Genomic DNA, 11757 nt, shown 5'->3' on the forward strand with positions numbered 1-11757 from the left:
GGTAAGATGTGTGTATGGATTCATAGCTTTCTCCTTCTAATAGTTGGTTGGTACATCTATTTTATAGGAAAACTATGGATCTTTTTTTATTTTATTATTGTTGTTGCACTTAAATTGTAAATTCGTCTTACAAAAAAACAACCGAATAGATTAATGCATGATTTAGTAAACATTTTCATCCTAATTTAGAACAAAGATACATTCTTATTAAAGAATGAAAGAGACATTTAGTTTTGCAGCACCCAGCATAACTAAATGTCTCTCTTAATTTTGAGTCTTAACTACGTTTCCAAGTTCCTGCTCTATCTCAAAACTCACGAATTGCGTAATTATTACTTCAAGCAATTTTTATATATTTATTAACATCAAAACTTCACGACTTTAGCCACTCAGCTCACTCCAATATGCTTAGCTTCTTCGGATTCGTTTATTGGCAGAACTAATTGTTAATTGCGCCGCTGAAAATTTTTGTTAATAAACATACTGCTTCACTGTATTTAAGGTGAAAAATATCGAATTAAATTAATATCTCGACTATATAACATTAGTTAATTTCATCATTCATTAATAGGAATCATTATATCTAAAATATTCTTAGATTTATAGTGTTCTATCATTGGAAGTGACCAATTAATATGACCCCCATATTGACTGAAAAGAAAATCATATGCAGGGCTAATCTTCTCATAAAGTTCGGGCACATCATATTTAAGTCTTAACCTTAAATAATTTCCGCCCTCAAACTCAAATTGGTTTAAACCATATGTATCATCTCGATCACTTTCAAGGACTACGGAACAAACTCTATATACTTTATTTTCATCATAATCTAAACCAAACATTTTTCTGCCGGTTAAGGAAGGGAAATGTGCTTCAAATAATGGCCAGGCTTTTTTTTGGGTCTCAGGGTTATTTGGTACCTCCATATAAAATAAGTTCATTTTATCTATGACGACTCTTTGTAAAGTCCCTATATCAATTTTCATGTTATTATCCATACTAATCTTCTCCTTCAATTTGTAAACATAATGCCTTAAATTCTTCATCAAGTTGAGCAATTTCTTCAAGTGTATGTGCTAAATTAAAATAATCTTCTTTAAGTGTAGATAAGTGTGCTTGTCCAAATAATTCAGCCAATTGTTCTTTAATTTTTGATTTATTTGAATCATGACTTTTCAAGAACTTACTTATATACAAATTCCTGGCAGAAGCCAATCGAAAACTAAAAAACTGAAGAATTTGTTTTTATTCTTGATTCAGTCCATTATCTCTTACTGCATGGGCGAATTTTTCTATAACATTGTTTTCACCTTTTTGGTATCGCTTTTTCATTATTAAGGATACTTCATGAAATATTTTTTCAGAGTTGGGAGTTTTAACTTTTTTGAACTTACCCCACATTGAAAACGAACCGCGTTTGTAATCTATCAAATTAGCTTTCCAAGCTTCAATAAATTCTTTGAATACTATTTTCATACATGGATAACCGGCAGGATCATGTAAATAAACGAACTCTTCGTCCACATCATAAATTGATACAAAATGGTCAACACCACTTAGATTAATTGAGTTAGGGTTATACGTTAAATATCCCATATCTATTGGGCCAGCAACAACTGATCCATAAGTTAAAAGGTATTTTAGTTTTTCCTTTATTTCATTCACCTGGATATTATTCAGGCTATTTGTGAAAAACTCCTTGTAAGTAAAACCCAAGATTCTTAAACTATTACTTATTGACACATCTGGCAATCCATTATCAAAGAATACCAGAGGGTGTTTAGAATCGTTGCTAACGATACTCGCACCATTGCCCATGACCATTATACCTTCTAAGTATTCTGGATAGATATTGTACCCATAAGAACTCAAAGCCATTGCAAGTGATTTCGTGTAACATAAGGGTATATCTCCGTAAAATAAATCCATACTCTTACCTCCTTGTTTTGATATATCATAGTTTAATAGTATGCATAAATTTTTTCTTATCATTCTTTGTACGAGATTTTAGGGATTTACAAGAAATTTTGACAGTGATAAAATTATTAAGAAGGGAGTGTTTTTATGAATGATTTGGTACAAGTCATCAACCGAATTGAAGAAAATCTAGATTACGAAATCGATTACAATCAGCTCTGTAAAGGTTTATCTTTAACAAATAGTACTTTGCAGCGTATTTTCCCAGTAATCTTTAATATGACGACTTCAGAATACATCAGAAAACGAAAATTATCTAAAGCTGCCTTTGACCTACAACATTCTAAGTTTAGCGTACTTGAAATCGCTCTGAAGTATGGCTATGAAACTCACGAAGCTTTCACGACTGCATTTAAGAAATTTCACGAAAATACGCCTTCAGCAGTACGTAAAGGTGCATCCTTTAGGTTTATTGATAAATTGGAGTTGTCAATAACAATCCAAGGTGGGAAAGAGTTGCCTTTAGAAATCATCACATTACCCGATTTTTATGTCGCTGGTCTTTCAATTAATACATCGGCTAATAGTCCTGAAATTTCAAAGCTATGGAGACAGTTAACTGAATCTAATTTGGTAAATAAATTAATTAAAGTTAGCACTGGTAATAGCTTCGGAGTATCCTACGGGATTAATAACAATGGTACATTAACTTATATGGCCGGATGGGAAATCAAAAATCCAGAGTTAGTTAATCACCTACCTCTACAAGTGACCTTAATCCCATCCACAACTTTTGCCATCATACCATGTTTTGGCCGATTTCCAGAGTCACTATATCATGCTTGGAATTATATATTGAACAAGTTTTTACCTGAGAGTGGTTACACCTATATAGGAAAGTTTGATTTAGAATATTACCCGAATAAATTCACAGATGATACGAACTTTCCGATGCAACTTTGGATTCCAATTGAAAAAATTAATTTATAGCGTTTTGTTCTTATATGAGGAAACGAAACGCTATTTTGCTCCATTTATTCTTATAGTTAACTTCCAAATACAAATGAAATAAAATTCCATTACCACTTTCTATTATTAGAGTCCCCCATCTCATTAATTTTTTCACAATAATTTCATACTCATTCTCTTTATTTCTGTCTCTCATATTTTTCTTTGGTAATACAATCCCCGGTTTTCAACTCCACTTCAATAACTCTATCTTTAATAACGACACCCGCCACTAATCGATTAACTAAACTTTCATCGTAATCTTCAAGTTTGATATGCTGTGTTTTTAGTAAAGCTTTAATATCCGATAGTCGCCTGCGTTTCTCCTCATTCGTCGCATTCTCAATTAAAAGTTGCTGTTTCCTTTCTCGAAGTTTAAATATTCGCTCTGCTATGCGTTCATAATCTTCTTTCTGATTTGCAAATTGATATAACTGCTTTTGTAAATCGTGTAACTGATTATCAACATCTTCCGCTGTTTCATCGTATTTGTTATTAAGAACTTGGGTAATATTTTTCTCCAAAACTTTCAAGTAGTTACCTTTATCTCCTATGAACTCATTAATCGCCTCTAATACCGCTTACACTCTTACTTATCGACCCTTGACATCAATACTACACACTCCACATGGCATGTCGACAACGTATCAATTGATAATTATGTGCTGGAAGTGTGGTTTGAATGACTAATTATAACCAAACAAAAACATTAAGATACGTTCGAGCCTCTAAATATTTTCTGTTCACCAAATAATATAATATTGACTTCTTTCAAGAAAATTTCAAAACAATAATCTACATGTTTTTCAAACTCACTATTCTCTATTCCTAAGTAATGCTCTACTAAAGTGTCAATAACATTTTCTCTATATTGTGCATTTTTAGGGATATCATAATGAAATATATTATTTCTAAAATTTTTCCTATTCTTATCATCTTTGAACAAATTGTCTGAAGAGTTAATTAATTCTTTAATAGATATGGTTAAATTATTCTCTTGGTTATAAATCCATATTCCTTTCACTAGTGTTAAGTAGACTATATATTTAAATCTGAGCATTGTATTTCCTTTTAATTTTAATACTTCAGGATAAATAAACTTCACAGTATTTACTTGACAAAGTAAATTAAATAAAAAAGTATTCTGTTCTCTACTTAGCTTATTCAGAAATAAATCTGATCTAGTTTCTTCATATAAGAAATAGTCATTCATGTCAAAATGAATTTCAGGTTCTTCAATAACACTTTTACAACTATCAAGAATTTCATCGGTAGAAATTATAGTTTTTAAAAATAAAGTCATTATATTTGTAACACTAGACGAAAAGTTAATAATATCTTCGCTAGATATTTCATTTTGCTGAGCTCTAAATTGATTGATAAACTGCTCATGTTGAATATTATTTAAAAAAGGGATGCCATTATAAGAAAAAACTGCTAAATCTTTCTGTCCGACTATTTTAATACCAAGTCTCTGAATAAAATTATAATCCTTTGTCAGATTTTCGTAATTAGTTTTAATACTATGCTCTAAATTTTTTAATACTTTATTATATTTATGATTATCTGTTCCTGTTTTTAATACATTTCTGCTTGCATGAAGTAGTTGAGAAAATTTTGCATTTCTTAGATCGTAATGTTTATCTACATCATTTAATTTAAACTCTCCAATCATATCAAGTACATTTAGACTAAGATATGGAAGATACTGCAGAGAAACCATTGAGACTATTTTGGGACTACTTTTTACTATTCTTAAACAAACCTTATAGTTTTCTACAGTATCTCTTATCAAATCTTTTTTTAAATTTTCCCTATTATTCATTTTCCACCCTCCATTAGCCTTCACTTGCTCCAGAAATTTTAAACGTAGAGAATCAGTTATAATTAACATTAATAAAATACATCTGTTTATGATGTAATAAAAATGTGTATTACCGGACATTAGTCCATTCCCATTCTCCATTTGTTATAGATTTCAACAAAATAATTTCCAGTATTTAATCTAAGTTTATAAATCTCATCCAAATGAGTATCTCCTGTTGCAATATAATCATAAGTATCCATTTTAGCAACATGTTCTATTATAGACTGTTGATTAAAGAATATATATTGTTCAAAGCGGTGTTTTTCTTCTTCTGTCTCAAAAAATATCACTATATTCTTTAAATCATCAAAAGCAATCAGTTCTTCTTCATCCGATTCATCAATTAAAAATTTTATAAGAGCATACCGATTGCTAGATTTTATAAAATATTTGTACCTAATTGTTACATTTGTTTTATATTCTTGACTATGTATATATCCCCATTCAGGAATAGGTATTCTCAATTGGCCACTATCTAAAATAGCAAGTTGATAATAATCGAGCACAGTACCATTATATCTAAGTTCTAAATCACTGAATCCACCACTGGGATTAGTCATTACATAAAAATAGAATTCATCTTTACCGTCATAATCCCCATCATTAACTACAACCGTGTATTCTGGCCGATAAATATTATAAAAAAAATTATCCATTCCATTCCATTCTTCTTTAAAAGTTAACCTATCATAGAAATAATCTAATGGAGGTTTGGTCAATCCCAATCTTTTCTTCCACAATCCTTCAATTGAATTAATATCCGAATTTCCTTTATTTGGTGTATTTCTATCTCCTTCTCTGGAGTAAATACAACCTCGCAACATTTCTCCATCATTTTGCTTTAAATAGATTGGTGTATAAACATTATCCTTAATTATTAATATATCAATTTCTTTATATTCTAAAAAAATTGTCTCTAGTTCAACTGAAGGGACATTATCTCCAGCAAAATGCATTTTAGATAATTTATCAATGATATCGGCTTGCTTAACTCTATTCTTTCCTTCTACACCTACTACTTCTAACTCGTCTGAGACCCCAAAAATAATATAGCAGTCAAGATTATGAACAGTGTTAGCAAAACAAACTATATCCTTTACTAGGTCAGAAATCTTCCCAGAATACTCTTCTTTAAAATCCCAATAACTTCCTTCTTTACCTCTCCCAAGTAAACCTTTTAGAAGTTTTGATAAACCCTTTTTTTCCAAAACTTTTTACCCCATTCAATAATTTTATACCATTATACTATAAAAAAAGAGAGAACTATACGTCACTTCCCCATAGCTCTCTGTCTCTCATATTTTTCTTTGGTAATACAATCCCCGGTTTTCAACTCCACTTCAATAACTCTATCTTTAATAACGACACCCGCCACTAATCGATTAACTAAACTTTCATCGTAATCTTCAAGTTTGATATGCTGTGTTTTTAGTAAAGCTTTAATATCCGATAGTCGCCTGCGTTTCTCCTCATTCGTCGCATTTTCTATTAAAAGTTGCTGCTTCCGTTCTCGAAGTTTAAATATTCGCTCTGCTATGCGTCATAATCTTCTTTCTGATTCGCAAATTGATATAACTGCTTTTGTATATCGTGTAACTGATTATCAACATCTTCCGCTGTTTCATCGTATTTGTTATTAAGAACTTGGGTAATATTTTTCTCCAAAACTTTCAAGTAGTTACCTTTATCTCCTATGAACTCATTAATCGTCTCTAATACCGCTTACACTCTTACTTATCGACCCTTGACATCAATACTACACACTCCACATGAGGTGTATGCGGAAACTGGTCAATCGGTTGAACCGTCTTCAATTCATAACCAAAGTCTCTTAACCAAACTAAGTCTTCAGCTAAGCTTTTTGGATTACATGAGACATAGACAACTTTATCCGTTCCAAGTCTTCCAATGCTTCGCATCACTTTCCCGCCGGCACCACTTCTTGGTGGATCTAACAGTAATAAGTCTGGTTGGCCCCAAATTTCCGGGAGTTCTTTCATTCCGCGTCGAGCGTCACTCGCCATGAAGAAAGTATTGTCTAAGCCATTATCTTTCGCATTACGCTTCGCTGACTCAATTGAAGTTTCAACAATTTCAATTCCAGCTAATTCTTTACTGCGTTTCGCAAAAGGTAAACTGAATGTTCCTACCCCACAGAATAGGTCAAGGACGCGCATATCATCATTCACATCAGCCATCTCAAGGGCATAGTCCACCATTTTCTCAGCTTGAACTGGGTTCGGTTGGAAGAATGTATCATGCCAGATCCGGTAGCGGTAACCACCTAATTCGTCATAGATATAATCGCGCCCATATAAAGTAAAGGACTCTTCTGATTGAATACGCCCTGAGATATTTGTATATTCGATCCAGACTAGGCTGGCTAAGCTTGGGAAAGCTTCGCTTAAGTGGTCTGTTAAGTCTTTTACAGCTTCTGGATGTGCTTCGGGTTTTTCTGTCGCATAGACAACGACCATTAATTCACCCGTTTCAAAAGAAGTTCGCATCATTAGGTTACGTAAAAGTCCTGTATGTTTATCTTTATCATAGCCTTTGAAATCATAATCTTTCTGCCATTGGCTCACAATGTGCTTTACTTCAATCATCACCTTTGGAGCAATAACTGAATCATTTAAATCAATGACTTTACGGTAATTTCCTTGTTGGTGCATACCTAGTTCTCCGGTTTGTCCGAAAGATAATTCCATCTTATTACGGTAACGGTCTGGCTCATCCATACCAATAATTGGTTGAATTAACGCTGTATCAAAGCCAGCCTGCTCTAAAGATTCTTTGACAATATTCACCTTAAACTCCAATTGATCAGGGTATTTCATATATTGCAGTGGCGCTGCACCTGACACATCAAAGTGAGTTGGCATATCTAAGTTACGTGTTGGACCTGGTTTCAATAACTTATCATAGGGAACAACTGCCTTGTAACGACCTTTCGCATTATCAACAGTTACTCGTACCACATCACCTGGAACCACATTCGACGTAATAATTTTTAACGTTCTACCGTTTGAGCCTCTATCTGGTGCATGGGTATAGTGAACGAATCCGCGCCCTTTTGAATCTACATAATCGATTTCTACATCCAACACTTCTGTTGGGTAATCGCCTTTTCTCATTGAATCACCTCAATATTATTATTTATACAAAATTCTGTGCATTATTACAATATTCCCTAGTTTATCATATGTAGCCGTTGTGTCTATCTTTTAAGTAAATTTAAGTGCATATTTTTTAGTAGTATATCCATTCAAAAAGCATCCCGTTAAGGATGCCTCATTTAAAATTATTCACTTGGTAATTGGTTCACCAAACCATGAACTTCACTTAAAGATTCTACAAATAGAATTCCGTTACCTTCTTTGTCTAAGTCCATATTTTGGAAAATAATTTGACTCACTTCTTTATATTTATCTTTCTCAACAATAAACCAAATGACTTCTCCAGCATCCCCACTTGGAACGACTGCATAGATTAAATACCACATATTATCCCCTCCTAAAAGCGATACAGATAAACGATGTCACGGGTAAAAGCAATCTCATTAAATTCAGGCGTTTAGATTAAGCAAAAGATACCTATAAATGCGTAGATAGTGGCAAAGTTATATCGTAAATTAAAGTCTTTAATAATTCAGTATACCCCGAAAGTCAACATAGCTCCTACTCCTAGGGACAGTACCATAACAAAGTTTTGTTCAGCAATACTTGAAATGAATCCCAAACCAAATATACCAATCATCGTAATCACTTGTATCGGATGTTCAATTACGTAGTGACTGAATAAATCACCCATCTTCTCAACAATCATATCGACACCGACTAAGAACAGCGGTAAACCAATCAGTAAAAAGCGACACCAATGACAAATCATAGTATCGTTAACCAGGCTACCGGTTGCAATTTAAGCTGAATTAACATTACGACACCAACCATTGGTAGTAAGGAAGTTAACGTTTCTTTAAAGTTATCTATTAATCGACCCAGTATAAACTCTTTCTTTTTAAATGATGGCATATAAAAAAGAAGCCTGTTCACACAGACTTCTTTCAAATATAAATTATGCTTTTGTAAATAAGGCAACGGCTTCAACATGAGTCGTTTGTCCAAATAAATCAACCGGTTGGACAAATTGTAAGTCATAACCAGCATCTGCAAATAATCGTGCATCTCTTGCTTGAGTTGCTGGATTACAGCTAACATAAACAATCTTTTCAGGTTGTTGTTCAATCACTGCATCCACAAAGACTTGATCTAAACCTTTACGTGGTGGGTCCACAACGATAACATCAAAATTAATGCCTGCTTCGTTCCATTTTGGTAACCATTCTTCCGCACTTCCGACTTCGAAGGCTGCATTTTTAATGCCGTTTAACTTCGCATTTTGCTTAGCCATTTCAACGGCTTCATCCACAATATCCATCCCATACACTTGTTTCGCATGTTGAGCGAGTGATAAACCGATTGTTCCGATTCCAGAATACGCATCCAGAACAGTCTCATTCCCTTGTAAGTCCGCTGCATCAATCGCAGTTTTGTATAGAACTTCTGCTTGGGGTGTATTCACTTGGTAGAAAGATTTAGATGAGATTCTAAAAGTTAAACCTAACATCGAATCTTCAATATAAGGTTGGCCCCATAATACTAAACTTTGACGACCTAGAATGACATTCGTACGTTTCGTTTGCACGTTTTGTACAATACTTGCGATATTTGGTACTTCTTCCGCAATCGCATCGACGATGATTTCTTCGTTAGGCATCTTACGTTTATTCGTTACAAGTGTCACCATCACTTGACCGCTATAATGTCCACGTCTTACAACTACATGACGGATAATTCCTGTATGATTCTTTTCATTATAAGCAGGCACATGGAATCGTCTTAAGATATCTCTCACAATTAAGATGGCTTCATCAATTTCTTTATGTTGAATAAAGAAGTTTTCAACTGGCACTAAATCATGTGAGTTTCTTCTAAAGAAGCCTGTTTCTAGTTGGCCATTGATTTCTCTTACTGGAATTTGTGCTTTGTTACGGTATTCCCATGGATTTTCCATACCTAGTACGGGACGGATCTCTGCATCTTCAAAGTGGCCAATACGTTCGTAAGCTGATTTAACTTGTTGTTCTTTGTATGCTAATTGAGCGTCGTAGCTCATATGTTGCAGTGTCATTGTCCCGATTTGACGTCCGATAGCATCAGTCATCTCCACGCGCTCTGGACTCTCTTCAATAATTTCAAGTAAGCGTCCAAACCCGTAAGTCTTACCGACTTTCATCGCTTTGAATTTAACAACTTCGCCTGTAATCGCCCCTTCGATAAAGAATGGATAATGATCAAGTTTTACAACGCCTTGCCCTTGTGATGTTATGTCTTCGACCGTTCCGGTGAACGTGTCATTTTTCTTAAATGGTACTTTGTTTGCCATTTTTTATTTCCTCCAATTTCAATGTCTTACCCATTTTATCAAAACCTAGCCATTATTCCTAATTAGTATTAAATGAGGAAGAATTCAAGTCATTAAATTATTTTATTCGAAATGTTAAAAAATACGTGCATGTAATCACAAGACGTGCTACTATATACTCAAAGAAACAAGGGGGATTTAAAATGAAAAAGAAATCATTACTACCATTAGTGTTATTAACAGCAAGTTCGCTTGCATTAGCTATTAGTTCACCGGTGAACAATGCAACACCTTTTGCTGAGATAGTTGCCGTTCAAGCTCAAGAAACAACAACTTTAAAAGTGGCTTACTTAGCTCCTCACGGTGACAAATCATTTGCTTCTGTTGTTGTGGCAATGCAAGGTGATGTCGTTGTTGACGCACAAATCGATGAATTCCAATTTGTTGAAGGTGATCAATGGACTGGTGTTCCAAACGCAGATGCTACATTTGGTGAAGGTTTCGCTGACGGTGTAACTTTAATCAGTAAACGTGCGGACAGTGAAGGCTACTCTGCTATGATGGCTGATAAGGCTGATTCAACTGTTACTTATGAAGATAACTTAAACGCTATCGAAGACTTTGCTAAAGGCAAAACTGTTGCTGAAATCGAAGAAGGCATTACTGCTTTAAATGATTTAGGTGAAGATGGAAATGTTTCTGACGTAGTATCAGGTGCAACTTTAGCTGACTCAGCTGGTTACTTACAAGCCATCATTGACGCTGCTAACGAAGGTACTGAATTCACTGGTGCTGAAGCAGATGCTGCTAATTTAGAATTAAAACAAGCCGTAGCTGCACCACATGGTGACCAATCATTCGCAATCGTTACTACAGCAGTAGATGGTGATAAAGTTGTTGCTGCTGCTTTAGACGAGTTCCAATTTGTTGAAGGTGATCAATGGTCAGGTGTTCCAAACGCGGACGCTCCATTTGGTGAAGGTATCGCTGAAGGAGTGACTTTAGTTTCTAAATTAGAAAACTCTGAAGCATACTCTCAATTAATGACTGACATTGCTGGATCAACTGTTCCATACGCAGAAAACTTACAAGCAATTACTCAATTCGCTGCTGGTAAAACTACGGCTGAATTAGAAGAAGCGGTTGCTGAGTTACAAGACTTAGGCGAAGAAGGAAACGTTGCTGATGTTGTATCAGGTTCAACTTTAGCTGATACTTCAGGTTACTTACAAGCGATTGTAGACGTAGCTAACCAATAATTATTAGCCATAAGATTAACTTCCTAATTAGACAAGCCCAGGTGGGCTTGTTTTTTTTGTTGAGGTTTCTGATTTTTTGGAGGAATTATGTAGAAAGCGATACTTTGAGTTCCCATAGTGTCGCTTTAAACGGTAAAGTGTCGAAATTATCATTTTCCTGAATAATTCATACTTTTAAATATTGAGTTATTCTAGTCGTTATTTTTCAATTTTGGATCACTTTATCGAAATTAAAATATTTTAATCGATTTTCTAAGCTAAAGAAAAACTTTTTAGTCTCAT

The 11757-nt window shown here is 34.1% G+C and carries 11 protein-coding genes and 1 pseudogene; 2 read left to right on the forward strand and 10 right to left on the reverse strand.

The window, feature by feature from the left end:
* Positions 1-557 precede the first annotated feature (557 nt).
* Positions 558-998: a hypothetical protein gene (locus ACEN33_RS10755; protein WP_407093866.1), complete on the reverse strand. Its 441-nt coding sequence runs from the start codon at positions 996-998 to the stop codon at positions 558-560.
* 1 nt (position 999) lies between these two features.
* Positions 1000-1929, reverse strand: a pseudogene (locus tag ACEN33_RS10760) (DNA repair protein RadC).
* A gap of 135 nt (positions 1930-2064) precedes the next feature.
* Between ACEN33_RS10760 and ACEN33_RS10765 the strand changes: the two are divergent.
* The gene (locus tag ACEN33_RS10765) at positions 2065-2907 is read left to right on the forward strand and encodes an effector binding domain-containing protein (protein ID WP_407093867.1); all 843 of its coding nucleotides are present in this window, start codon (positions 2065-2067) and stop codon (positions 2905-2907) included.
* 158 nt (positions 2908-3065) lie between these two features.
* On the opposite strand, the gene ACEN33_RS10770 is transcribed toward ACEN33_RS10765, so the two are convergent.
* From ACEN33_RS10770 to rlmD (ACEN33_RS10805), 8 genes are all read right to left on the reverse strand, one after another.
* Complete coding sequence (locus tag ACEN33_RS10770; RefSeq protein ID WP_407095083.1) at positions 3066-3458, reverse strand: DNA recombinase; 393 nt, start codon at positions 3456-3458, stop codon at positions 3066-3068.
* A 176-nt stretch (positions 3459-3634) separates the two neighbouring features.
* Positions 3635-4750, reverse strand: coding sequence for a hypothetical protein (locus ACEN33_RS10775; protein ID WP_407093869.1), 1116 nt, complete (start codon positions 4748-4750; stop codon positions 3635-3637).
* A 119-nt stretch (positions 4751-4869) separates the two neighbouring features.
* Positions 4870-6000: an ATP-binding protein gene (locus ACEN33_RS10780; protein WP_407093870.1), complete on the reverse strand. Its 1131-nt coding sequence runs from the start codon at positions 5998-6000 to the stop codon at positions 4870-4872.
* A 325-nt stretch (positions 6001-6325) separates the two neighbouring features.
* A complete protein-coding gene (locus ACEN33_RS10785) occupies positions 6326-6466 on the reverse strand; it encodes a hypothetical protein (protein WP_407095084.1) in 141 nt (46 codons plus the stop codon).
* Between the two features lie 56 nt (positions 6467-6522).
* The gene (rlmD, locus tag ACEN33_RS10790; RefSeq protein ID WP_407095085.1) at positions 6523-7926 is read right to left on the reverse strand and encodes a 23S rRNA (uracil(1939)-C(5))-methyltransferase RlmD; all 1404 of its coding nucleotides are present in this window, start codon (positions 7924-7926) and stop codon (positions 6523-6525) included.
* 167 nt (positions 7927-8093) lie between these two features.
* Positions 8094-8294: a hypothetical protein gene (locus tag ACEN33_RS10795; RefSeq protein WP_407090864.1), complete on the reverse strand. Its 201-nt coding sequence runs from the start codon at positions 8292-8294 to the stop codon at positions 8094-8096.
* Positions 8295-8440: 146 nt separating this feature from the next.
* Positions 8441-8680: a DUF1538 family protein gene (locus ACEN33_RS10800; RefSeq protein WP_407090863.1), complete on the reverse strand. Its 240-nt coding sequence runs from the start codon at positions 8678-8680 to the stop codon at positions 8441-8443.
* 186 nt (positions 8681-8866) lie between these two features.
* Positions 8867-10237: a 23S rRNA (uracil(1939)-C(5))-methyltransferase RlmD gene (gene rlmD / locus ACEN33_RS10805; RefSeq protein ID WP_218930278.1), complete on the reverse strand. Its 1371-nt coding sequence runs from the start codon at positions 10235-10237 to the stop codon at positions 8867-8869.
* Between the two features lie 182 nt (positions 10238-10419).
* Between rlmD (ACEN33_RS10805) and ACEN33_RS10810 the strand changes: the two genes are divergently transcribed.
* Positions 10420-11475 carry a peptidoglycan-binding protein gene (locus ACEN33_RS10810; protein WP_407090861.1) on the forward strand — a complete coding sequence of 352 codons (1056 nt, stop codon included), beginning with the start codon at positions 10420-10422 and terminating at the stop codon, positions 11473-11475.
* The last annotated feature ends 282 nt before the right edge of the window (positions 11476-11757 follow it).

It is taken from the genome of Ruoffia sp. FAM 24228 (assembly GCF_045528575.1).
Classification (GTDB): domain Bacteria; phylum Bacillota; class Bacilli; order Lactobacillales; family Aerococcaceae; genus Ruoffia; species Ruoffia halotolerans.

Coding starts and splice junctions, on each gene's coding strand:
- ACEN33_RS10755 (WP_407093866.1), bottom strand. CDS start 998: ATGGATAATAACATGAAAATTGATATAGGGACTTTACAAAGAGTCGTC.
- ACEN33_RS10765 (WP_407093867.1), top strand. CDS start 2,065: ATGAATGATTTGGTACAAGTCATCAACCGAATTGAAGAAAATCTAGAT.
- ACEN33_RS10775 (WP_407093869.1), bottom strand. CDS start 4,750: ATGAATAATAGGGAAAATTTAAAAAAAGATTTGATAAGAGATACTGTA.
- rlmD (WP_407095085.1), bottom strand. CDS start 7,926: ATGAGAAAAGGCGATTACCCAACAGAAGTGTTGGATGTAGAAATCGAT.
- ACEN33_RS10795 (WP_407090864.1), bottom strand. CDS start 8,294: ATGTGGTATTTAATCTATGCAGTCGTTCCAAGTGGGGATGCTGGAGAA.
- ACEN33_RS10800 (WP_407090863.1), bottom strand. CDS start 8,680: ATGATTTGTCATTGGTGTCGCTTTTTACTGATTGGTTTACCGCTGTTC.
- rlmD (WP_218930278.1), bottom strand. CDS start 10,237: ATGGCAAACAAAGTACCATTTAAGAAAAATGACACGTTCACCGGAACG.
- ACEN33_RS10810 (WP_407090861.1), top strand. CDS start 10,420: ATGAAAAAGAAATCATTACTACCATTAGTGTTATTAACAGCAAGTTCG.